Source organism: Microtetraspora sp. NBRC 16547 (genome assembly GCF_030268965.1).
GTDB lineage: Bacteria > Actinomycetota > Actinomycetes > Streptosporangiales > Streptosporangiaceae > Microtetraspora.
Window position 1 is genome coordinate 61,451 of record NZ_BSSE01000027.1, and the last position, 23,282, is coordinate 84,732.

The window sequence follows — 23,282 nt, forward strand, 5'->3', positions numbered from 1 at the left end:
CAGTGGTGGCGCCGCTAGCAGGCGGCGTGGGTTTCGCATTCGCGAACAGGAGCAACCGGCCGCCCCGACAGGCGGCCTTCTTCATGTCCGCCTCCGGGGCATTACGAAAATCAAGGGGCGAGACAAGTGGATACCAGCGGATACACCACGGCCGGCGGCGTCGAGGTCGAACGCTTCGTGCGAGAGGTGCCCGAGGCGGCGCTCGAAGAGATCGTGACCTCGCTCGGCGAGCGTCGCGGCGGCGCGTTCTCCTCCGGCATGGACTACCCCGGCCGGTACAGCCGCTGGGCTTTCGGCTACGTCGATCCCTGCGTGGAGATCGTCGCCAGGGGGCGGCGGATCTCGGCCCGCGCGCTCAACGAGCGCGGTCGCGTTGTCCTCCCCGCCATCGCCTCGTGCCTGCTCGCGGCGGGCAAGCCGGTGGTCGCCCCGACCTCCGAGCACGTCGAGGTGACGATCGACGAGTCCGAGGATCTGCTCCCCGAAGAGATGCGCAGCCGCCGCCCGACCGTGTTCACCGCGATCCGCGAGCTGATGGCGGCCTTCCGCGGCGACGACCCGCATCTCGGGCTGTACGGCGCCTTCGGATACGACCTGGCCTTCCAGTTCGAGCCGATCCGCTACACGCTGCCCCGGCCGGGTGATCAGCGCGACCTGGTGCTCCACCTGCCGGACCGGCTGGTCGTGATCGACCGCGTGCGCGAGACCAGCAGGGAATACCTTTACGACTTCGTCGTGGATGGCGTCTCCACCCGGGGCCTGGAACGCACGGGTGAGACGTTCCCGATGGCCGCCCCCACCGAGATCCCGCCGAACCCGGAGAGGGGGGCGTACGCCGAGATCGTCGCCAAGGCGAAGGAGAAGTTCAAGCGCGGCGACCTGTTCGAGGTCGTCCCCGGCCAGGTCTTCCACTCCTCCTGCACCGACCCCGCCGCCTTCTACCGCTGCCTGCGCACGAGCAACCCGGCGCCGTACGAGTTCCTGCTCAACCTCGGTGACGGCGAGCACCTGGTGGGCGCGTCACCCGAGATGTACGTCCGGGTCACCGGCGACCGCGTCGAGACCTGCCCGATCTCCGGCACCATCGCCCGCGGGGCCAACCCCGTCGAGGACGCCGAGGCCATCCGCACCCTCCTTTCCAGCGTGAAGGAGGAGTCCGAGCTGACCATGTGCACCGACGTGGACCGCAACGACAAGTCGCGCATCTGCGTCCCCGGCACCGTGCGGGTCATCGGCCGCCGCCAGATCGAGATGTACTCCCGGCTCATCCACACCGTCGACCACATCGAGGGCCGGCTGCGTCCCGAGTTCGACGCCCTCGACGCGTTCCTCACCCACATGTGGGCGGTCACCGTCACCGGAGCGCCCAAGACCTGGGCCATGCAGTTCATCGAGGACAACGAGGCCACCACCCGTCGCTGGTACGGCGGGGCCGTCGGCTTCATCGGCTTCGACGGCTCCATGAACACCGGCCTCACCCTGCGTACCGCGCAGATCCGCGGCGGCGTGGCCACGGTCAGGGCCGGCGCCACGCTGCTGTTCGACTCCGACCCCGAGGCCGAGGAGCGCGAGACCGAGCTCAAGGCCAGCGCCCTCCTCGGGGCACTCGCCGCCGTCGGCCAGGAGCGGCAGGAGGCCGCGCAGGTGCAGGCCGCCGACCTGCCCGGCACGGGGCACACCGTGCTTCTTGTGGACCACGAGGACTCCTTCGTCAACACGCTGGCCGACTACTTCCGCCAGCAGGGCGCGTCCGTGGTGACCCTGCGGCACGGGTTCCCGCTGGAGATGCTCGACGAGATCGCGCCGACGCTCGTGGTCCTTTCGCCCGGCCCGGGCTGGCCGTCCGACTTCGGCTGCTCCGCCCTCGTCGAGGCGCTGTACACCAGGGAACTGCCTGTCTTCGGCGTCTGCCTCGGAATGCAGGCGATGATCGAGCAGGCCGGGGGCACCCTGGAGCTGCTCCCGTACCCCGAGCACGGCAAGCGCGGGCAGGTGCGCAGGGAAGGGGAGAGCGCGCTGCTCGACGGCCTGCCCGCCGAGTTCGTGGCCGCGCGCTACCACTCGCTGCACGCCAAGCGGCCCGGTGTGCGTGGTTTCGCCGTCACCGCCACGACTCCGGACGGCGCGGCGATGGCCATCGAGGACGCCGAGAACCGGCGCTTCGCCGTGCAGTTCCACCCCGAGTCGATCCTCACCACCCAGGGCGGCGCCGGCGCCAGGATCATCGCCAACGTCCTGCGCCTCTGCGCGCGATAGCCGTTCCCGTTCAGCGGCCGTCCGGGCCGGTGCGGAAAAGCCGTACCAGCCTGGGCGGCTGAACAACCTGAACAACCTGAAACTGCCTGAAACTGCCTGAACACCGTGAACAGGCCGCGCAGGGCGAACGAGGCGGGACGGTGGTGGTCGGGTCACCTTCGGGGGCGGCGGCAAGGCGAAACCGAGAACAATGCGAGTCTGCGGGGCAATGCCGCGCTCCTGGGATGCACGCCCTGGCCGATGCGCGCCGATGATCAGCTTTTCTCCCGTGGTCGGCCGCTCCCGTGGTCGGCCGCGCTCGTGATCAGCCGCGCTCGTGAGCAGAGGTGCTCTCGTGATCAGCTGTGCCTGTGAGCACCGGCGCGCCGGGGGTGATCCCGGGGAGACGCGACTCGGAAGCACCTGATTCGGCGACAGACGCGGCGCAACAGAGGTGATTCCGGGATGAAACGGGTCTGGCGCTGTTTCTCCAGTGGGCGGTGGCAGAGGAAAGCTTGAAACTCGAATTCCGTTCTACCGGCTATCCGATTGGTTGATGGTTGGCGTCAGATACTTCCCCTTAGATCGATTTATCATCAAAAAGTAGGAGGAAATTGGATGATCTTTGGTCGATAATCGCCTGCGATGAGTGCGATCGAGATCCGAAACCTGTCGAAATCCTTCGGCGCGGTGCGAGCGGTCGACGGCGTCTCCTTCACGGTGGAGGCAGGATCCGTCACCGGGTACCTCGGGCCGAACGGCGCCGGAAAGACCACCACACTGCGTTCCCTGCTCGGCCTGGTCACGCCCGACTCGGGCGAGGCGCTGGTCAACGGGAAGCGCTACACCGCCATGGCCGCGCCCCTCAATGAGGTCGGGGCCGTGCTCGAAGCCACCAACTTCCATCCCGGCCGTACCGCGCGCAACCATCTGCGGCTGCTCTGCGTCGCCGCCGGGCTCCCCGTCGGGAGCGCGGACGAGGCTCTCGCCCAGGTCGGCCTGGCGGAGGCAGCGGGCAAGCGCGTCGGCGGCTTCTCGCTCGGCATGCGCCAGCGGCTCGCCCTCGCCTCCGCGCTACTAGGCGAGCCCAAGGTCTACATCCTGGACGAACCGGCCAACGGACTGGACCCGGCCGGCATCCAGTGGCTGCGCGGCTTCCTGCGGCACCTCGCCCATGACCGGGGCGCGGCTGTCCTGGTGTCCAGTCACGTGCTGTCCGAGGTCGAGCAGACCGTGGACAACGTCGTGATCATCGCGAGTGGCCGTCTCGTACGGCAGGGCACGCTGGCCGAGCTCACAACCAACGGCGAGAAGACCGTACGGGTCCGGACGGCGGAGGGTAGCGACCTCGAACCCGCGCTGGAGAAGGCGGGGGCGACGGTCGAGCGGCTCGACGACGGCGCGCTGCGCGTCCACGGTCTCGCGCCAGAGGAGATCGGGCGGATCGTGCTCGACCAGCGGGTCGTGCTCACCGAGCTGGCCGCCGAACGGTCGGATCTGCAGAAGGTCTTCCTGGAACTGACGGAGGAACGATGATCGGCCTGGTGCGTGCGGAGCTGTTGAAGCTGACCACCACGCGGCTCTGGTGGGTCATGCTCCTCGTCACCCTCTTCCTGATCGGCGTGAACCTCGCCGTCTTCATCGGCTTCGCCGGTAACCCGCAGGGCGGCCTGCCCGCCCTGGACACGCCGGAGTGGGGACAGCTCGCGTTGTCGGCCGGATCGAGCGGCAAGATCTTCGTGATGATCCTCGGCGTCGTGATGCTCACTTCCGAATATCGCTACCAGACGATCACCGGCACCTTCCTGACGACGCCGCAGCGCGGACGCGTGATCGCCGCCAAGCTGCTCGCCGGCCTGATCGTGGGTGCCCTGTTCGCGCTGGCCGTGCTGATCTTCACGGCTCTGATCGTGATCCCGACGGTGCTGATCGCGGGAGGCGAGCTGTCACTGACGGAGTTGCGTGTCCCGCAGATCGGCCTCGGGACCGTCGCCTCGCTCGCGCTTTACGCGATCTTGGGCATCGCTCTGGGCGCGCTGGTGCGCAACCAGATCGCCGGCATCGTCGGAGCCGTGGCCTGGGCGTACGTGATCGAGAGTGTCTTCTTGGCGATCCCCGCCTTGCAGGTCGTGGGCAAGTGGTTCCCCGGCGGTGCCGCCCAAGCACTGATGAACATCGACGTGAACACCGGCATGAACACCGGCATGGGAACCGACATGCTGCCTCCATGGGGCGGCGCCATCGTCCTTGTCGGCTACGCGGTCGTCTTCGCGGTCGTGGCCTCCGCCACCACAGTCCGCCGCGACATCACCTGAGTTCGCAGCGTTGTGTAGCGAGCGCTGCCGTCAGTGCCATACGCCGCGTCGTATGGCAGCGCTCGTATGGCAGCGCTTGTATGGCAGACCCCTCTCGGGACTCTGAGGGCCCGTGTCCGGTCCATCAACGATTGGGGCGGGGGCCGATGTAGGTGAATGCCCATCGGTTGTCGCCGACGCGGTGGAGTTGGTAGCGCTCGGGGTGTTGGTAGCGGTCGCGGTTGTGGAATTGGCAGGTGGGTCCGAGGTTGTCGAGGTCGGTGGCGCCTGCGTCGCTCCAGTTTTGGACGTGGTCGATCTGGCAGAGGTGGGCGGGTAGGTGGCAGTCGTCGACCATGCAGGTGGCGTAGCGGGCGAGGATGGCTCGCCGCTGTGTTCTGGTGGCGCGGCGGACGGTGCGTCCGACGTCCAGGACTCGTCCTTCGGCGTTCATGACCAGGCGGGTGAGGCTGGAGGTGGATGCCAGGCGGTGGATGTCGGTGACGGGGAGGAACTGCCCGGTGGACAGCAGTAGGCCGGGCAGCGTCCGGCCCGAGATCAGCCCGCCAGGGGTCACCCAGTCAGACACCCGCCTGCTCCGCGACGTGCTTCGCCTACCGCGTGGCCCACTCGCCGTATCCCGTGACGTGCTTCGCCTACCGCGCGACGCACCGCCCGTGTCTTGCGGCGTGCTTCGCCTACCGTGCGGCGCGCCGTCTGCGTCTTGTGATGTGCTTCGCCTGTCCCGCGGCGCGCCGCCTGCGTTTTGCGGTGTGCTTCGCCTATCCCGCGATGTACTCGCTGTATCCCGCGATGGGCCGCCCGTGGCTTGCGTCCGGTCTCGTCCGTCCGCTGTCGTGCACGCTTCATCCCGGGTCGTGCCACGACCTTTGCCGGACGGCCTGCGTTCCTGCCCGGGCGTGTTCCGCTCGCTTGCGGACGGCTCCCGTTCGCGCCGTGGTTTGTCCGGCTCTTGTCGTGTTGTGGGCGGCTCATCTGTGTTTGATGTCGAGGCTGTAGCGGGAGGTCCGCTCTCGGTCCTGGCGCCAGTCGCACTCGCGGCCGTGGTGGTTGCGCCGCTGAGGTGAGCAGCTGTGTGATGCGTCTGGGTGTCATCGGCGGCCGAGTCGCCAACGGCTGCCGCTGCCCCGTCGGTGGCCGCCTCTTGGCCGGTTGTCTTTCCGGCAGCCGTGTCTCGGGCCGCCGCGTCCTGCGGCGCGGCCGTGCCTTGCATGGTGGCATCCTGCCTGGCGGCGTCCTGCCTGGCGGTGCCCTGCCCGCTCTGGGCGTGGTCAGTACTCTCCCGGGCTGCCGCGCCCTGGGTGGTGGTGGTGCCGTGGCCGGCTTCCTCGCAGTCGGCGCTCTCGCGGGCAGCGGTGTTCTCGCGGGCTGTCATGTCTTGTGCGCCGCTGTCCTGGGCGGCCCTGTCGCGGGCAGCCTCCTCGGAGCCGGCGCTGTCGTGGTCGGCACGCTCCGGGGCTGCCACGTCGTGCGTGGCAGCAGCTTGCGCGTCGGCGCCACGGCCGGAGACACCACGGCCGGGGGCGCCGTGGTCGTGGGCCGCCATGTCGTGCGTGGCCGCCTCTTGCGTGTCGGCGCCCTGGGCCGGGGTGCCCTGAGCCGGGGTGCACCGGGCCGGGGTGTCGTGGCTGGGGGCTGCCGGTGGGTCGTCGGGGAGGGACTCGGCGTTGACCAGAACCAGCAGCTCGGTGCCGATCTGGTGTTCCAGCAGCGCGATCAGCGTGTCGGCATTCCGCACCCGCAGCGGCCGGTCATCACCCTCGGCCTTGGGCTTGGCATACGCATCCAGCAACGCCCGAAGCCGCGCGCCCGCCTCCCGGGGCAGCCGGAACTCCCCCTCCAGGCCGCCGGTGGAGCTTTCCCGCACAAGCAGGAAACGCTGCCGGTAGTCGGCCTCGGCGTCATCGGCCTCCCCATCAGGGTTCAGCACCGCGTGCAGGTAGCGGCCGGCCCGGGCGATCTCCGCCGGAGTCGCCTGCTCGGCGAGCGTGATGAGGATCGGCTCGGCCAGCGCGGCCTGCTCATCGGTCAACCGGCCGGTCGCCGCGCAGATCGCCGTCACATACCCCTCCGCCAGGCTGCCGTCGGCGAACCGGGCCCGCACCGTGGGTAGGCGGGCCAGCTCCACCGCGAGCGCCAGCATCCGGCCCGCGCCCGCGACACTCATCCCGGCAGCGGTACGCAGCCAGGACTTGGTGGAGGCATGCCCGCACGCCTTGGCCTCACCGGCGGCATGCACCCGCTCCACCCGCGCCGCGATCGCCGAGATGAGCCGATCCCGCGCGAACAGCAGGTCTTCCGCCTCGGCCAGACACACCCCCGGCGAGTCCGGCACCAGCGCGAGCGCCAGCTCAGAGGCCGTCTCCCGGACCGAGGCCACCAACGGCCACGACACCCGACCCGACGACATGCCACCACCGGGAGCGGCCTGCTCCTCCGCCGGAGCCTCGCCGTCATCGAAGGTCTCGCCGTTGCCGGAGCTTTCATGACCACGAGCGTCTCCACGGTGGGACGCTTCCCGGAAGCCGGAAGCACGCTGCTTCTCGGTCGGACCTTCGTCGGTGTGCAAGGCGTCGCCGTTGGGGGGAGTCTCGCCATAGGCGAAGGCACCTCCACGGTGGGAGGCTTTCCCGCATCCGGAAGCAGGCCGCTGCTCCGCGGCCGGAGCGCCGTTGTGGACGGTGCCGCTGCTCGCAGACGTGGGTGCCGCGCAGTCCTTGTCGGGGGCAAGGGCTGAACTGCCGTCCGACCTCCAGGACTTCGCCCGCGAGGTGATCTGATCCCACCACTCGGAATCGCACGGCCCAGGCGGAGAAGGACGCTCGTCTCGCGAAAAGAACTCCAACGATCCGAAGAACTCCGCCACGCCCGCCCCCTCCCCGGCTATTCGAACGCGCATCTGAATAATGCCACACTCGAACACGTATTCGCAACAGTTTTCGAGGGGTGACTGGCTGATTCTTTTGCGGCAGAATTGGAAAGATGTCCCTTTAAGTACGTATTACAGCGCAAATTGGAGGTCTTAAGTTAATGCCGTCGCCCTGTTGTTGATCGAACGACTTGTCGCGGAACATCCAGAATGATGCTAGGGGCAAGCTGTAGCTCAATGTGGAGAATATCCGCGATGTCCTGAATGCTGCTAACGCTAGGAGTGTGGTGCTTTGGAATTAAGTGTTTGAGAGGGGGTGATAAGGGGCGGCCTGTCGTGCAGTCGTAGTCGAGGAAGATCGCCAACATGCTCGGGTGTCGCGCGAGCGCCACCGCCCCTTCGATCTCACTGGCGCCCAACGGGGGCTGGTCGAGCCGCTGCTGCCCGCGCCGAATACCGGCGGCCGGCCGGAGAATCACTTGCGCCGTGCGTCTCAGTCCGTACGGCCGTACGCCCGCAGAAAGGCGCGGACGCCGGCCGCGGCGATGCGGTCGGTCTCCTCCGGCGGGAGTGGGCAGACACCCCAGTACGAGCGGATCGCGATGTCGGTCGAGGTGAGGGTCATGAGGTGACCGGCGGCCTGGGCGGGGTCGCCGCGGGCATCGATCAGGCCGTGGGTATCAGGCCGTGGGCGTCCAGTGCGGCCATCGCGGCGGCCGGTTCGCGTCCCGTCGCGCGCGGCAAAAACGTACTCGGCGCCTCGGCGGAGGCGTGAGAATTTCGATTCCGGCAATGTTGATATTTAGGCGAGTAAGCTCCATGTAATCACCCTCGCTGTCTCGGTCTTTTTGCTGCTCTGGTGATTTTCTTGTGATCTTCCTGATGAATGCGCGGGTACGCACGGTCCCGTCACTTCAAGAGAAATCACCAGGACGGCATTCACCTGAAATATGTCAACGCGATTTCCGGTGCCATCCTGGTGGATTTACGTATTGAAGCGGACGAGTCCGGTGAAACTCCACGCGAGTCCTTTCAGGAGAATCCGTGCAAGGTTTTTCTCGACGAGCGCCGCTGGTCGTGGTGCTCGCCATGGCCGCAGCGGCACTCATGGGCTTCCCGGCCCAGGCGGACGCCACCGCCTCGGTCGCGGGCACCCGGTCACCCGCGTTTTCGCGCCCGGAGAGAACTCCCACCCCCGTGCCCGTCGTCGCGCAGGCACCGAGCACCGTGGGGCAGCTCTGCGGCCCGCCGTACGTCCAGGGCAACCCGAACCTGGGTCCGCTGTACCTCCCGCGCGACGGATGGATCGCCAGGATCCTGAAGGGTTACGCCCCTCTCGGCGGGCTGGCGCCGATGACGTTCATTTACCGCTACTGGAACGACTCGGCCAACGGGTGGCGCTATCCACAGGACTTCGGGTTCGCCCATGCCGGGGGATACACCAACAGCAGGCCGCTGAACTCCAGCGAGGTCCTTCCCGTGGGGACGAAGCTCGACCGGTTCGGCGGCGAGGGCGGGGCCTTCCTCGCGCCTTACGGCACGCCGTACGTGCGGCGCTCCCTCCCGCCGAGCAATCTCAACACCTTCTCGGGTGACCCGCAGCATCTGTGCAACTACCACGCCTATGAGGTCGTCAAGGCGTTCACGGTCGATTCCGGGCCGGCCGCTTCGGCCTTCCAGCAGAAGGGAGTCGGAACGCAGTACCACTTGCTCAGCAAGCACCTCCCCGAGGCACCTCAGACGTCCGCGGAACTGCCGGTGAGCTGGCTGGTCGACAACGGATATCTCAAGCGGCTGAACTGATCACCATCGGCCGATCACACCACGCCCTCCCGGCCATCTCGTCGGCCGGGAGGGCGTACGGCGGTCATCACACGACCGCTCCGAACCGCGGGCGGCCCCCGCGGAAATCACGTCCTGAGGGCGGGGACTCATGGCCGAAGCTCGCGCAGCTGCGCCTCGATGGACGGGGCGCCGAGGCGGTTGTCGATCTCGATGTACGGCACGGCCGGAGGATCGTCCACGCGGATGGCCTGGAGATACTCCTCGAACCGGTCGAGCTTCTGGCCGTCCCTGAGCAGCCCGCGTTCCGTCAGCCGCGCGCGCAGGGTGGGACCGTCTGAGCGGACCCAGAGCAAATGGACGGGCGGTCCGCCCAGCTCGGCGACCCAGTGACGCCACCGATCCGCGTCGTGCACCTGCGAGGTGAACGGGCCGCTGAGCATCACCGGGCAGCCGTGCGAGCGGATCTCGTACGCGGCCGCGGTCAGGCCTTCGTACTCGTGCCGCTTGATGTGCCGGTCGTACCAGGGCCCCTCGCGCTCGCCGGGCGGCCTGCCGTACGCGGCGAGGGTGGCCTCGACGAAGGCTCCGTAGACCGTGTCCTTGTCCAGCAGGGCGGGCACGGGGTCCAGCCGGCGCATGAGCGCCGAGCAGACCGTCGACTTGCCCGCCCCGGGAGGCCCGGACACGATCCAGAGCGGTGCTTTCATCCCTCCATCATGTCCGGGCTCTGTCAGAACCCGCAGAGCTCCGACAGCGTCTTCGCGGCCTTGTCGTTGGGCGTGGGGGTGGCCGCTTGGGGCGTGCCGCTCGCGGAGGTGCCCACGGACGGGCCGGCCGAGGCGCCCGCCGCCGGCGAGCCGGAGGTGGAGACGGACGCACCCGTCCCGCTCGGGCTCGCGGTGACGACCGCGGCCGAGGTACGGCTGTCCGCCATGGACTCGTGGATGGCCTTCATGGTCATCTTGCGGATCTTGGCCCAGTCGGGGTTGCCGGTGTAGATGAGCGGCGGCACGAACTGGAGGCTGGTGATCTTGGAGTCCTTCACCTTCAACCCGAGAGGGACCAGGTGCTCCAGAAGATCGCGCGGGATGTCGGTGCGGAACATGTGCCGCGCGGCGGCGGCGATCTTGTTGAAGTTGGCGAGCACGGTGGCCGGGCTGGCCTGCTGCGCGAGCGCGCCGATCACGCAGCGCTGGCGGGCCATGCGGGAGAAGTCGTCGCTGTTGACCCGCGAGCGGCCGTACCAGAGGACCTCCTCGCCGTTCAGCTTCCGGTAACCGGCCTTGATGGTGCCGGCGGTGCCGTAGAGGCCGCCCCACTTGACGTCCTGCTCGACCCGGATGCGGAGCCCGCCGATGGCGTCGACCAGCCGGGCGAAACCGAACATGTCGACCATCGCGTAGTAGTCGATGTTCAGGCCGAGCGTGTAGCCGATTGCGTCCTTCAGAGCCTCGGGGCCGCGGTTCTTGCCGCCCATGAGTTGCGGGTTGTTGTCGGCGTAGTACCAGACGGCGTTCAGCAGACCCTGCCCCTCGGCGTCGAACCCGTTGGGGAACTGCTTGTGCATCGGGCTGCTCGGCGGGAACCGCACGTACTGGAGGTTGCGCGGCAGGCTGAACAGGACGGTGTTGCCGGTGGCGAGGTTGACGCTGGCCACGGTCATCGAGTCGGTGCGCACGCCCTCGCGGTTGCCGGCGGCGTCCGCGCCGATGAGGAGGAAGTTCACCCTCTTGCGCCCGTTCCAGGGGTCCTCCGCGCGGATGGGGGAGGGGCTCGGGCCGCCCGGGTTGGGCACGAAGACGTCGTCGAGGAGGTCGTCCGCGGTCTTGATGGTGGTCGCGGTCAGCGCGAACGGGGCCATCACCGAGACGCACAGCACGCCGACGACGATTCCGGACACGATCTGCCCCTTGCGAGGCAGGCGGTTCGGGCGGAGCGCCATGTACGACGTGGCGATCAGGGTGAACCAGGCGAGGGCGCCCGCGCCCGCTGCGACCATGACCGTCGTGAGCGTGCTCGGCCGGAGCACCGCGCCGGTGTTCCACAGGAACTGCAGGCCGTAGGCCACCGCCGCGACCAGGATCGCGCCGAAGACAGCGAGCATGATGAAGCCGGTACGGCGCTTGCCCGCCCGCAGGTGTGCCGCACCGGGGACGATCGCCGACAGTGCGGTCCAGCCGATGAGGGAGGCGGTGGTCACCGGCTTCCCATAGCGCGGTCCCCCGCCCTTGCCCCGGGAAACCCGGGACCCGGCCTGCGAGGGGCCCGCATTGCGCTGGGAAACCCGGGACCCGGCCTGCGAGGGGCCCGCATTGCGCTGGGGAGCCCGGGACCGGGCCTGCGGGGCGCCCGCATCGCGCTGGGACCCCTGGCCCTTACTCCGGGGAGCGTCGCCCGCGCGCTGCGGGCCCTCGCCCTCGCGCTGCGGGACCGGATTCTGTGGTTCTCCGGGCTCGCGCCCGTGGCTGTCCGCGCCGCGCTCGGGGTCTCCGGCCCCACGCTGGGCGTTCCCGGCCGGACGTTTCCGGGAGCGCGGTTGTGACGGTGCCTCCGGGCCGTCCCCGGCCTCGTCCATGGCGTCCCCACGGCGCATGGTGAACCGCTCCCGTCTCGTCGGCAAATGCCCGGTATCCGAAGTTGAACGAATTGACGAGGGATTCTAGCCCCATATCCCGACAAGGCTGACAGAAGCCAAATAAGGGACTATGAGACCTCTGAGCCGCCGACGACCCACGTGTTGCACTGGTAGGCCTTCTGCCGTACGTATCCCTGCCGGAACCATCCGTAATTGCTGGCCGTGCTGCCGTGATCGCGCGGCCCGCCGGGCGGGTCGCCCAGGTGGTTGTAGGCCCACAGCAGGGAGTTGCGTTGGCTCGCGTTGATCGGATAGGTGGTCGCCACCGAGCGCATGAACATCCCGCCGAAGCAGGTCGCCTGGAGTTCGTGCCGACGGGTCAGGGCCAGCTTGGTGCTCTTCGACGACGTGTCGAGGTAGCGGCTCCACCACTGCTCGGAGATGCCGCTGATGTTCTGGATGTGATGGCCGTACTCGTGGCCCATCATGCTGATGATGTAGCCGTGCCAGTTACCCAGTGAGCCGTACTCCTTGGTCATGGCGGAGGTGGAGGCGTAGATCGTGCTGTTGCGCGGGCAGTAGTACGGCACGTTGCTCCCGGGGGAAGGGAAGTCGCCGCACGCGCCGCGTCCCTTACCCGCGGCGATCATGTAGCCAGGGGCGCGCCAGGTGATCCCGGCACGGGCCAGCGCGGGTGCCCACGCCCTCCCCATGCACTGTCCGGTCTTCATGATCAGCGCCTTGAACTGCGCGTGGTTGTAGATGCTGGCGTTCCCAGCGGGGCACCTCGTCGTCGGCAGGGCGCCGGCGAGGTAGAGGCTGTTGGCCTTCAGGCTCCGGTTGACCGCCGGCCGGGGTGTCGGCTCCGTGGTCGGCTGCGATGTGGGCTTTGAGGTGGGCTGCGACGTGGGCTTGCCGTACGGCGGAGGCGAGTAGGTGTACGTCGGCAACGCGATCGGCGTGGTCGCCTCCTTGCTCACCGAGTTCTTGAGCAGTGCCGCGCCGACGAACAGGACCACGAGAGCGAGCGCCATCACGCCCAGCACTCCGCCGACGATCGCACCGGCGCCTGACTTCTTCTTCGGGTGCCAGCCGGGCGGCGTGTAGCGCGGCGGGCCGTACGGACCGGCCGGCCGCTGTGGTCCCGGCGGGTACGGCGGGCCCGGGGGCTGTGGTTGCGGGGCCCAGCCCTGCGGCCCCTGGGGGAAACCGCCACCCGGAGGCGGCTGCGGCATCCCAGGAGGCGCGCCCTGCGGGATGCCCTGCGGTACGCCCTGGGGCACTCCATAGGGCACGCCCTGCGGCGGCCCCTGCGGCGGGCCGTACGGTCCACCCGGCGGCATCCCGTTCGGCATTCCGGGCGCACCGTACGGCGGGCCCTGCGGCGGTGCCGGCGGAGCGGGAGGAGGCGGGTGAACACCCTGCGCCCCGCCCGCCGGAGGGGCCTGCGGCGCCCCCTGGGGTGGTGGCGGATAGGGCGCCACCCCAGGCGGCGGGTAGGGCGCGCCCTGGCCGCCGGGTGGTGGCGGAGGCGGAAACTCCGAGGGTTGCCCCGGGTACGGATTCCTGCGCTGCGGCGGCGGTGGAGGGTACTGCGTCGCCAAAGTTTTGCCCCTTTATCCGGATATTGGGCAAAACCATACTGATTTCACACCTGTCACGGATGTCACAGTGAGTGGGAGCGGAGGGTAATCACCCGAGGTGATCTCTGCGATGTTCCGGAATAGTCGAGCCTTCCTGCCCTAGCTTTTCTCGCATGAATCTGCAGCAGCTCCGTTATGTGGTCGCGACTGCGGAGCACCGCACCATGACCGACGCGGCCCGGTCTCTCTACATCGCGCAACCCGCACTCTCCCGCGCGATCCGGGACCTGGAGCGCGAGCTGGGCATGACCCTCTTCGCGCGCTCGGGCCGGGGCGTCATGGTGACCGCGCAGGGGAGGCGGGTGGTCAAGCTCGCCCGTGAGGCGCTCGACGCCGTGCACGAGATCGAGATGCTGGCGGCGAACACGCACGCGGCCGGGGTGGAGCTGCGCATCGCCTCCACCCCCAGCCTGGAGCCGGGTCTCGCCGGACGGCTGCTGCCCGCCTACGCGGCCGAGCATCCGGGCATCCGCGTGCAGATCGTGCGCTGCGACGGGCGTGACAGCGTGGTCAGCGCCGTGCGCGAGCAGCGTGCGGATCTCGGCCTCACCGACCTGCCGGTACCGACCGACCTGGTGACCCATCCGGTCGAGCGGCAGGAGATCGTGCTGATCTCGCCTCCCGGCGCGGGACTCCCCGAGCCCGTGCCGCTGGCCCGGCTGAACGGCATGCGCCTGGTGCTGCCCACCGCGGGAAGCCCGCGCCGCAGGGAGTTCGACCACATCTTCACGACGTACGGCGTCCGCCCCGTCGTGGCGGTCGAGTCCGACGACCGGGCCGGCTGGCTGGCCGCGGTGAGGGACGTCGGCGCGCATCTGCTCTGGTACCGCGCGATGGCCGAGCAGGCCGCGCGGGCCGGTCTGGAGGTCCGTCCCCTGAGCCCGGCGCTCAAGAAGGTCATCGCGGTGGTGCACGCCCGGCGGAGGCTTCCGCCCATGGCGCAGGACTTCCTCGCCGTCGCCGAGGGCGGCTCCGCCGCGTAGCTTTGGAGCGCTCCAAGACACCCGCGCCGCATTCCCCGATGGTCATTGATCGTGTCCTCAGGTGACGGAGGTAATCTGGCCGAGATGTCTACTCTGCGCCTTCGCGGCCGGGCCTTCGGCCCCGGTGACTACGCGATCATGGCGGTGGTCAACCGCACACCCGACTCGTTCTTCGACAGGGGAGCGACCTTCGGGTTCGGCGCCGCGCTCGACGCGGCCTCGCGCCTGATCGACGAGGGAGCCGACATCGTCGACATCGGCGGCGTCAAGGCCGGCCCGGGTGACGAGGTGGATCCGGCGGAGGAGATCCGCCGGGTCGCCGACCTGGTCGCCGCGGTCCGGGCCCACCACCCCGACGTGATCATCAGTGTGGACACCTGGCGGTCCGAGGTCGCGGAGGTCGTCGCCGAGGCTGGCGCGGACCTTCTCAACGACACCTGGGGCGGGGTGGACCCCGGTCTCGCGGAGGTCGCCGCCCGGCACGGCATCGGCCTCGTCTGCGCGCACGCCGGCCGGGTCGAGCCGCGGACCCGGCCGCATCGCATCGCGTACGCGGACGTGGTGGCCGACGTGATCGGCTACACCACCGCGCTGGCGGAGAAGGCCGTCTCGGCGGGCGTCCGCAAGGACGCCGTCCTGATCGATCCGGCGCACGACTTCGGCAAGAACACCTGGCACTCCCTGGAGATCAGCCGGCGCCTGGACGAGATGGTGGCCACCGGCTGGCCGGTGCTGGTGGCCGTGTCCAACAAGGACTTCGTCGGCGAGACGCTCGGCGGCCTCCCCGTCGAGGAACGCCACGCCGGGACCCTCGCCACCCTCGCCGTGTCCGCCCTCCAGGGGGCGCGGGTCTTCCGCGTCCACGACGCCGCCGGCGCCCGCACCGCCCTGGACGTCGTCGAGCGCCTGCGCGCCTGACCCGCCGTCGCCTATGTGCTGATCGGGAGCGTCCTGATCGGGAACGTCCTGGCCGGAACGTCCTGATCGGGAAGGCGGGACCGTCAGGAGTAGAGGCCGGACAGGAACCGGATCAGGACCGTCTCCCGGACCTCGGCGGGCAGCGCGTCGAGGACGGCGTTCACCACGGCCATCTCCTTCGGGCCGCCGCCGTCGAGCGAGATGCCGACCGAGGCGGCGAGTTCGGTGAAGGTGGCGTCGTCCAGCGCCTCCAGGTCCACCGAGGCGATGAGCTCGGGCAGGCCCTCCGGCACCGCGGCGACCGGAGCGCCGGGCCGCCTCCGCCGACTCGGCGATCACCTCCAGCATGGCGTCGACGCCGAGCAGCGTGACGCCGGTGACCGTGATGTGGACGTTGGCCGGGATCCCGGCGTACGACAACTGCGGCTGGAGGAACCAGCCGCGCCTGCGCGCCTCGTCCGCCAGCACGAACATGTCGATCCCGCTGTCCGGCTCGGCCGCGATGGCGACGAGGGACGACTCGGGGCGGCCCAGCACGCGCAGTCCGTGGATCGCCGCCACGCCCTTGACCAGCCTCCGGGTCGCCTCCAGGGTCCTGCGGCCCAGCTCCAGATAGCCGTCGCGGCCCAGAGACTGGAGGGTCGCCCACGCCCCGGCGAGCGGACCGGCCGAGCGCGAGCTCTGCACCGTGGCGTTGATGATCGTGTATCCGGGCCAGGCGGCGGAGGCGAAGTAGGCCCGGCGGCGCAGTTCCTCGTCCTTGAAGAGCAGGACGGAGGCTCCCTTCGGGGCGTAACCGAACTTGTGCAGGTCGCAAGAGAGCGACGTGACCCCGGGAACGCCGAGGTCGAACGCGGGGATCTCGGCCCCCGCCGCCCGCAGCCACGGGAGCAGCCACCCGCCCACGCAGGCGTCCACATGGCAGAGGACACCCCGCGACGAGGCGAGCGCGGCGACCTCCGCGACCGGGTCGATCACTCCCTGCGGATAGGACGGCGCGGACACCACGACGAGGATCGTCCGGTCACTGATCGCGGCCTCGACCACGGGCACGGAGACGCGGAACGTCACCGGGTCCACCGGCACGGGCACGACCTCCACGCCCAGATAGTGGGCGGCCTTGTGGAACGCGGGATGCGCGGTCACCGGGAGCACGAGCTGCGGAACCTCCGCCGCGCCACCCGCTCCCGCACCCGCCGAGTCACCCGCCGCGCCGCTCTTGGCGCCGTTGGTCGCGCGCCAGTGGTCGCGGGCGGCCTTCACCGCCAGCATGATCGATTCAGTCCCGCCGCCGGTGAAGATCCCGGGGGTGGATTCGTGGCCGCCGAGCAGGCCCGCGACCGCGCCGACGACCTGTTTCTCCAGCTCGACCATGCTCGGGAACGCCGTCGGGTCGAGCATGTTGACCTCGAGCATCTCGGCATACGCCCGGTGCGCGGCGTCGTGGACCTCGGGGCGGCCGGTGTCGTACACGTACGCGGTCACCTTGCCGCCGCGGACGGGCAGATCGTCTGCCTTCAGCTCGGCCAGCTCGCTGAGCAGTTCGTGGACCGGCCGACCGTACTCGGGAAGCATCGGGTCTCCTTGGGGGGACGGAGAGCGGAGGGCGACTCCGATGCTAGAGACTCCGATGTCAGAGAAGGTACTCGGCGGGCGGCACCACCCCGAGCGACCGAGGTCAACCGGACGATGAGGCGCTCGGGAGAGTGGAGGCGACGGCGGCGTTCTTCACCGGAACGTCGCGCACCGTCACTTCTCCGGCCGTCCTGAATCGCATCCGCAGGGTGACGTACTGGCCGACGGTGAGCGGCCGCACCAGATCGCGCAGGGTCACGGTGTACGGCCCCGTGCCCACCCACACGAGCTGCCGCGCGCCCATAGGGATCTCGGGTTTCGACATGTCGACGGTCTTGGCCACCCCCTCGGCGCTCACCTGGACCAGGGCGTCCTCCGTCGGCCCGTCGTTGATCAGTGTGAAGTAGACGGGGGCGGAGGCGCCGGCCGGTTCCTGCGCGGTCGGCGCGGGCCCGACGATCGACACGTTCCTGATCTTGATCTTGCCGACCTGCGTGTTGTCGCCCTCGTTGCTGGGGTGTTTCCGCGCCAGGACCTCGTCCTTCCTGATGCCGCAACCGGCGCCGGAGAGGACCAGGACCGCAGCCGCGGTGCACCGTAGCCACCCATGCAGCCATTTACGAACGCACGCCATGAGCCACGCCCCCCGCACGCTATTTGTGGTCACTCGGATACATAACGTATCCATCGTCGCGCTGTGGGCGGCGTGCGGCCCGGCCTCCGAGGCGGAGCCTTTACCCGGACCTTTCACCCGGACGCGTCACCCGGACCTTTCACCCGGACGCGTCACCTGGACTCGTGTGACGTGGCGAGGGGAAGCCGGACGACGGCGCGCAGACCCGGCGCGGCGTCCTCCAGATGGACGCTCCCGCCGTGGGCCCGCACGGTCTCGCGGACGATGGCGAGGCCGAGCCCGGCGCCGCCGTCGTCACGGCTGCGGGCGCTGTCCAGGCGGGTGAACCGGTCGAAGACCCGCTCCCTGTCCTCCTCCGGGATGCCCGGCCCGTCGTCGGTCACGGTGAGCACCGCCGTATCTCCTCCAGCGCCCCCTCCAGCGCTGCTCCCTGCGCCGCCGAACCCTGTGCTTCCGGACCCTGTGCTTCCGGACCCTGTGCTTCCGGACCCTGTGCTTCCGGACCCTGTGCCGCCGAACTCCGTGCGCAGCCCGACGACCACCGTCGAGGTGGCGTGCCGTACGGCGTTGGCGACGAGGTTCGTCAGGACCCGCCCGAGGTCGAGGGCGTCGCCGTACACGGTGACGCCCGGCGTGAGGTCACCGGTGACGCCGTGCCGTTCGACGGTCCGGCCGGCCAGCTCGGCGAGATCGACCGGCTCGCGCCCGGCGGTCCGCCCCTCGTCGAGGCGGGCCAGCGCCAGCAGGTCCTCGGCCAGCCGGGACAGCCGCATCGTGTCCTCCAGCACGCCTTCGGCGGTCTCCCGCCAGTCTTGGCCCTCTGGGTGGCTGAGCGCGACCTCTAGTTGCAGCCGGATGCTGGCCAGCGGGCTGCGCAGCTCGTGCGATGCGTCGGAGATGAGGGCGCGCTGCCGGGCGCCGGCCGCCTCCAGACGGGCCAGCATGTCGTTCAGCGTGGTAGCGAGGGAGTGCACCTCGTCCCGCGCCTCGGGCACCGGCAGCCGCCGGGCGCGGGCGGTGCCGCTGATCTCGGCCGCGCCTCTGCGCAGCAGCGCGATCGGCCGCAGCGTCCTGCCGATGATCAGCCAGGACGCCGCCGCGAGCAGGATCAGCAGCAGCGGCGTCCCGACGATCAGCACGTGCCCGGTGGTCTCCAGGCTGCCCTGGACCTCCTTGAAGGACCGCGCGGCGATGACGGTGCGGCCTTCGTCCGCGCTGAGCGCCCGGACCCGCAGCGGGCCGGGGATCCCGTACGGCCGGCCGTCCAGGAAGCGGGGGAGCCCCGAGCGGATCGCGGCCTCCCGCTGCCTCTCGCCGAGCAGGGGGACCAGGCGGTCGGTGCCCGGTGTGGCGTTGACGATCCGCCCGGAGGCGTCGAGCACCTGGACGATCGTGTTGTCCGTGGTGACGATCTGGTCGCCGAGCCGCCCGGCGTCGGCCAACGCGACCACCTCGCGGGCGTGCTGGTACACCTCGTCGTCGATCGTCTGAGCCAGCGCCTTGCTGAGGACGCCCACGAAGACGTACGCGGACAGTGCCAGGGCGAGGGCCAGGATCGCCGAGGCGGTCGCGGTCAGCCGGAACCGCAGGCTCCTGCGCCGCCACCATCCGGCGGCGGGGAACCGCCCGCCGCGGATCCGGGGCGACGGCTCAGCCACCATCGCTGACCAGCCGGTATCCGGCCCCGCGTACCGTCTGGAGCGCGTTCCTGCCGAAAGGCGTGTCGATCTTGCGCCGGAGGTAGCCGACGTACACCTCGACCACGTTCGGATCGGTGTCGTACGTGTCCCAGACATGTTCGAGGATCTCCGACTTCGAGACGACCTCGTCGTGCCGCCGCATGAGGAACTCCAGCAGCGAGAACTCGCGGGGAGTCAGCTCGACGGCGGTCTCCCCGCGCGCGACCAGGCGGCGGGCGGGATCGAGGGAGAGGTCGCCCGCGCACAGCACGGCCGGCCGCCGCCCGCCGCCGCGTCGCAGCAGCGCCCGCAGCCGGGCCACCAGCACCACGTACGAGAACGGCTTGGCCAGGTAGTCGTCGGCGCCGAGGTCCAGCCCGTCGGCCATGTCGTACTCGCCGTCCTTGGCCGACAGCATCAGGATCGGCACCCAGTTCTCCTCGGCGCGCAGCCGCTTGCACACGTTGTAGCCGGACAGCCTGGGCAGCATGATGTCGAGCACGACCACGTCGTACTCGCCCGTGCGGGCACAGTGCAGGCCATCTTCGCCGTCGTGGGCGAGGTCGACCGCGAACCCCTCCGCCTGCAGGCCCCTTTTCAAGGCAGCCGCCATTCTTCGTTCGTCTTCGACCACCAGAACCCGCATCGCCCCATCCTGGCGCGTTCTGCCTGAGACCTCGCTGAGAGCCCTCTCAGGTCGTCTCAGCGTCGGCTCAGGATCGGGCGCGCAGGCTACGGGACGTCGGGCCGGTTCAGCGGACCGATGACATTTGACCCGGTTTTGCACGAAAAACCGAGCGATTCAGCACAGTGGAGGCATGACATGCGGAATGGAGCACGCGCCGTGAAGTGGGGAGTGCCGATCGCCGCCGTGGCGGTGGTGGCCGGAGTCGCGGCGGCCGGGCCGGTGATCGCGGCCGTCCAGGGCGATCCCTCTCTGCCGGACCGTACGGCGCGGGAGCTGGTGGCCGACGCCACGCGGAAGTGGCAGTCGGGCCAGTTGCCGCCGATGTCGGGCACGATCGTGCAGACGGCCTCCCTCGGCCTGCCCACCCTGCCGGTCGCCGGCGACGTGACCTCGCCGATCGCGCTGCTGGCCGGCTCCCACCAGGCCAAGGTCTGGTACGGCGGACCCGCCAAGGTCCGGCTGATGGTGCCCGGCGAGATGAGCGAGACCGACCTCATCGTGAACGGCGACCAGGTCTGGTGGTGGAACAGCGCCGCCAACACGGCCACCCGGGTCAAGGGGGCGCCGCCCGACGGGAAGCCGGAGGCCACGCCGTACGCGAGCGCGATCACGCCGCAGCAGGCGGCCGAGGAGGCGCTCAGGGCGGCCGGCGGGGACACCGAGATCACCGTCGGCAAGGACGCGACGGTCGCGGGTCGCGCCGCGTACGAGGTGGTGCTCACGCCCAAGGACGCCGGCTCGCTGATCAAGGACGTGCGGGTGGCGCTCGACGGCGAGACCCTCCTCCCGCTGCGCGTACAGGTGTACGCCAAGGGGACGGCCGAGCCGGCGTTCGAGGTCGGCTTCGACTCCGTGACGTTCTCCCCGCCCGCGCCGGAGAACTTCGCCTTCACGCCCCCCCTGGGAGCGAAGGTCGAGGAGTCGACGGTGCCGTCATTCGCGCACGGACCGCACGGAAAGGACGCGATCGAGAACGCCGCGCCGCGCGTGGTCGGGGACGGCTGGGACCGGGTGGTCGTCGCGTCCGTCCCCGAGCGGCTGACGCAGGACATGGCCGCGACCGCCGACAAGGCCGAGTCCTGGCGGGGCTCGAACGGCGTCACCTCGCTCACGGACGGGCTGCTGAAGTCGGCCACGCCGGTGCGCGGTGAGTGGGGGAGCGGCCGGCTGATCCGGACCAAGCTCGTCTCGGTTCTGCTCACCGACGACGGGCGGCTGGTCGCGGGCGCGGTCACGCCCGAGGTCCTCTATGCCGCGGCGGCCCAGAAGTGAGCGGCGCGCGACGGCCGTTCGCGGTGCTGGCCCTGGTGCCGTTCGCGGCGCGGTGCGCGGTGCTGGTGACGGTACCGGTGGTGGCGGGACGGTTCGCCGGATGAACACGGCGACGAGGGCGGGGGAGTCCATCGCGGCGCCCCCGTCCCTCCCCGACAAGAACGCGACCGTGAACGCGTCTGAGAACACGCCAGAGAACGCGATCGTCACGGCCGGGCTGACCAAGCGGTTCCGCGGTGGCCAGGTGGCCGTGGACGACCTGAACCTGACCGTGCCGCGCGGATCGGTCTTCGGATTCCTCGGGCCGAACGGCTCGGGCAAGACGACCACGATCCGGATGCTGCTCGGGCTGGTCACCCCGACGTCCGGCGCCTGCTCGGTGCTCGGCGAGCCCATGCCCGCAGGGATCGCCAGGGCGCTCCCGAGGGTCGGCGCCCTCGTCGAGGGGCCGGCCTTCTATCCCTATCTCTCGGGCGAGGCCAACCTGCGCCGGTTCGACGCGGCCGATCCCCGCTCCGATCCGCGTACCGTGACGCGCCGCGTCGGCGAGGCGCTCGACCGGGTGGGGCTCGGGGCCGCGGCCGGCAAGCGCTACCGGGCCTACTCGCTCGGGATGCGCCACCGCCTGGCCATCGCGGCCACCCTGCTCGGGCCCAGGGAGCTGCTCATCCTCGACGAGCCGACCAACGGTCTGGACCCCCAGGGCACCAGGGAGGTACGCGCGCTGATCAAGGAGGTGGCCGCGGACGGCACCACGGTGTTCGTCTCCTCCCACCTGCTGTCGGAGGTGGAGCAGATGTGCACCCACGTCGGTGTGATGCGCACCGGGCGACTCGTCGCCCAGGGGCCGATCGCCGAGCTGAGCGCGGGTACCGCCCCTGTGGTGCGGGTCGAGACCTCCGACGCGGCGGGGGCGGCGGCCGTGCTCGCCCGGCTCGGCCTGAACGGCGCGGCCCAGGCTGGCACGACCCAGGCTGGCGCGACCCAGGCCGGCGGGGTCGCCACGGCCGAACTGGGCGACGCCCTCCCCGAGCGGATCTGCGCCGCGCTCGTCGACGAGGGCGTCGCCGTGCGGGGCTTCGCGGTGGTGCGGCCCAGCCTGGAGGACGTCTACGTCCGACTGACGGGAGAGGGTTTCGATGTCGAATCATGAGCCGCCGGGTCACCCGTCCGCCGTGGCCGTGGGGACGGGAGCCGCGCCGGGACGGGGCGCCGGGCCGGCACGCGCGGCGGCGCGGCTGCTCGCGTCCGAGACGGCGCTGACCTTCCGCAGGCCGCGGCACCTGGCCATGCTCGGGGTGCTCGCCGTCGTGCCGGTCCTGATCGGGGTGGCGGTGCGCCTGGTGGCCGGGGACGGGGACACGGGGTCGATCGTCGCCCAGGTGGCCGGCAACGGCCTCGTCCTCACCTTCACCGCGTTCTTCGTCATGCTGCCGCTGGCCCTGCCTCTGGCGGTGTCGGTGGTGGCGGGAGACGCCGTGGCGGGGGAGGCGAGCCAGGGCACCCTCAGGTATCTGCTCACCGCCCCGGCGGGACGCGGCAGGCTGCTCGCGCTGAAGTACGCGAACGTGGTGCTCTTCTGCCTGGCGTCCTGCACGCTGGTCGCGGTGTCCGCGCTGGTGGCCGGGCTGGCGCTGTTCCCGGCCGGGCCGGTCACGCTGCTGTCCGGCACAACGGTCCCCTTCGCCGAGGCGCTGCTGCGCGCCGGGGTGGCCGTGCTGTACGCCTCGGCGGGGATGGCGGCGCTCGGCGCGCTGGCGCTGGCGTTCTCGACGCTGACCGAGAACCCCGTCGGCGCGATCTCCGCGACCGTGGTGCTCGTCGTGGTGTCGGAGGTCCTCGCCGCGATCCCGCAGTTGTCGGCGCTCCGGCCGTTCCTGCTGACCTCGTGGTGGAACGCGTTCGACGGGGTTTTGCGGGCGCCGATGGACACCGGGCGCATGGGCACGGGGCTGCTGGTCTTCGCCGGGTACGGCGTGATCTCCGGGGCGTTCGCCTGGGCTCGGTTCACCTCCCGCGACGTCACCTCCTGACCGCTGTCAGGAAGACGCGCACCGTTTCGGGAGATTTGTCGCTATTGTTGCCGCCAACCGCGGAGCGCCCGCACCCCC

General features: G+C 70.2%; 17 protein-coding genes and 1 pseudogene. 9 read left to right on the forward strand and 9 right to left on the reverse strand.

Annotated elements, in window-relative coordinates; genetic code table 11:
- Window positions 1-126: 126 nt before the first annotated feature.
- From QSK17_RS28750 to QSK17_RS28760, 3 genes are all read left to right on the forward strand, one after another.
- Window positions 127-2,256 carry an anthranilate synthase component I gene (locus tag QSK17_RS28750; protein ID WP_285708554.1) on the forward strand — a complete coding sequence of 710 codons (2,130 nt, stop codon included), beginning with the start codon at window positions 127-129 and terminating at the stop codon, window positions 2,254-2,256.
- Between the two features lie 624 nt (window positions 2,257-2,880).
- Window positions 2,881-3,771, forward strand: a complete 891-nt coding sequence (locus QSK17_RS28755; RefSeq protein WP_285708556.1) for an ABC transporter ATP-binding protein — start codon at window positions 2,881-2,883, stop codon at window positions 3,769-3,771.
- A complete protein-coding gene (locus QSK17_RS28760; protein ID WP_285708558.1) occupies window positions 3,768-4,550 on the forward strand; it encodes an ABC transporter permease in 783 nt (260 codons plus the stop codon). Before QSK17_RS28755 ends, QSK17_RS28760 begins: the two co-directional genes overlap by 4 nt.
- A gap of 124 nt (window positions 4,551-4,674) precedes the next feature.
- On the opposite strand, the gene QSK17_RS28765 is transcribed toward QSK17_RS28760, so the two are convergent.
- Both QSK17_RS28765 and QSK17_RS28770 read right to left on the reverse strand, forming a co-directional pair.
- Complete coding sequence (locus QSK17_RS28765; protein WP_285708559.1) at window positions 4,675-7,119, reverse strand: DUF222 domain-containing protein; 2,445 nt, start codon at window positions 7,117-7,119, stop codon at window positions 4,675-4,677.
- A gap of 793 nt (window positions 7,120-7,912) precedes the next feature.
- Window positions 7,913-8,212 (reverse strand): TetR/AcrR family transcriptional regulator C-terminal domain-containing protein, encoded by a 300-nt coding sequence (locus QSK17_RS28770; RefSeq protein WP_285708561.1) that lies wholly within the window; start codon window positions 8,210-8,212, stop codon window positions 7,913-7,915.
- A gap of 251 nt (window positions 8,213-8,463) precedes the next feature.
- Here QSK17_RS28770 and QSK17_RS28775 point away from each other — a divergent pair, with 251 nt between their 5' ends.
- Complete coding sequence (locus QSK17_RS28775) at window positions 8,464-9,222, forward strand: TNT domain-containing protein (RefSeq protein WP_285708562.1); 759 nt, start codon at window positions 8,464-8,466, stop codon at window positions 9,220-9,222.
- Window positions 9,223-9,350: 128 nt separating this feature from the next.
- Here the strand turns inward: QSK17_RS28775 and QSK17_RS28780 are convergent, their stop codons facing one another.
- From QSK17_RS28780 to QSK17_RS28790, 3 genes are all read right to left on the reverse strand, one after another.
- The gene (locus tag QSK17_RS28780; RefSeq protein WP_285708564.1) at window positions 9,351-9,911 is read right to left on the reverse strand and encodes a P-loop nucleotide/nucleoside kinase family protein; all 561 of its coding nucleotides are present in this window, start codon (window positions 9,909-9,911) and stop codon (window positions 9,351-9,353) included.
- A gap of 23 nt (window positions 9,912-9,934) precedes the next feature.
- On the reverse strand, window positions 9,935-11,797 hold the full coding sequence (locus tag QSK17_RS28785; protein WP_285708565.1) for an LCP family protein: 1,863 nt from the start codon (window positions 11,795-11,797) through the stop codon (window positions 9,935-9,937).
- A gap of 110 nt (window positions 11,798-11,907) precedes the next feature.
- On the reverse strand, window positions 11,908-13,134 hold the full coding sequence (locus QSK17_RS28790; protein WP_285708566.1) for a neutral zinc metallopeptidase: 1,227 nt from the start codon (window positions 13,132-13,134) through the stop codon (window positions 11,908-11,910).
- Between the two features lie 401 nt (window positions 13,135-13,535).
- Between QSK17_RS28790 and QSK17_RS28795 the strand changes: the two genes are divergently transcribed.
- Together QSK17_RS28795 and folP are read left to right on the forward strand one after the other, a co-directional pair.
- Entirely contained in the window at window positions 13,536-14,405 is an 870-nt protein-coding gene (locus tag QSK17_RS28795) for a LysR family transcriptional regulator (protein ID WP_285708567.1), read from the forward strand.
- Between the two features lie 84 nt (window positions 14,406-14,489).
- A complete protein-coding gene (gene folP / locus QSK17_RS28800; protein WP_285708570.1) occupies window positions 14,490-15,323 on the forward strand; it encodes a dihydropteroate synthase in 834 nt (277 codons plus the stop codon).
- Window positions 15,324-15,406: 83 nt separating this feature from the next.
- On the opposite strand, the pseudogene QSK17_RS28805 reads toward folP, so the two are convergent.
- The 4 genes and pseudogenes from QSK17_RS28805 to QSK17_RS28820 all read right to left on the reverse strand — a co-directional run bounded on the left by QSK17_RS28805 (window position 15,407) and on the right by QSK17_RS28820 (window position 19,857).
- Window positions 15,407-16,898 (reverse strand): annotated as a pseudogene (locus tag QSK17_RS28805) (pyridoxal phosphate-dependent decarboxylase family protein).
- A gap of 103 nt (window positions 16,899-17,001) precedes the next feature.
- Window positions 17,002-17,532 carry a copper chaperone PCu(A)C gene (locus QSK17_RS28810; RefSeq protein ID WP_285708572.1) on the reverse strand — a complete coding sequence of 177 codons (531 nt, stop codon included), beginning with the start codon at window positions 17,530-17,532 and terminating at the stop codon, window positions 17,002-17,004.
- Between the two features lie 152 nt (window positions 17,533-17,684).
- Entirely contained in the window at window positions 17,685-19,193 is a 1,509-nt protein-coding gene (locus QSK17_RS28815) for a sensor histidine kinase (RefSeq protein WP_285708575.1), read from the reverse strand.
- The gene (locus QSK17_RS28820; protein WP_285708576.1) at window positions 19,183-19,857 is read right to left on the reverse strand and encodes a response regulator transcription factor; all 675 of its coding nucleotides are present in this window, start codon (window positions 19,855-19,857) and stop codon (window positions 19,183-19,185) included. Before QSK17_RS28820 ends, QSK17_RS28815 begins: the two co-directional genes overlap by 11 nt.
- A 177-nt stretch (window positions 19,858-20,034) precedes the next feature.
- Between QSK17_RS28820 and QSK17_RS28825 the strand changes: the two genes are divergently transcribed.
- From QSK17_RS28825 to QSK17_RS28835, 3 genes are all read left to right on the forward strand, one after another.
- On the forward strand, window positions 20,035-21,171 hold the full coding sequence (locus QSK17_RS28825; protein WP_285708577.1) for a LolA family protein: 1,137 nt from the start codon (window positions 20,035-20,037) through the stop codon (window positions 21,169-21,171).
- Between the two features lie 100 nt (window positions 21,172-21,271).
- Window positions 21,272-22,324, forward strand: a complete 1,053-nt coding sequence (locus tag QSK17_RS28830; RefSeq protein WP_285708578.1) for an ABC transporter ATP-binding protein — start codon at window positions 21,272-21,274, stop codon at window positions 22,322-22,324.
- The gene (locus tag QSK17_RS28835) at window positions 22,311-23,204 is read left to right on the forward strand and encodes an ABC transporter permease (protein WP_285708580.1); all 894 of its coding nucleotides are present in this window, start codon (window positions 22,311-22,313) and stop codon (window positions 23,202-23,204) included. Before QSK17_RS28830 ends, QSK17_RS28835 begins: the two co-directional genes overlap by 14 nt.
- Window positions 23,205-23,282 lie beyond the last annotated feature (78 nt).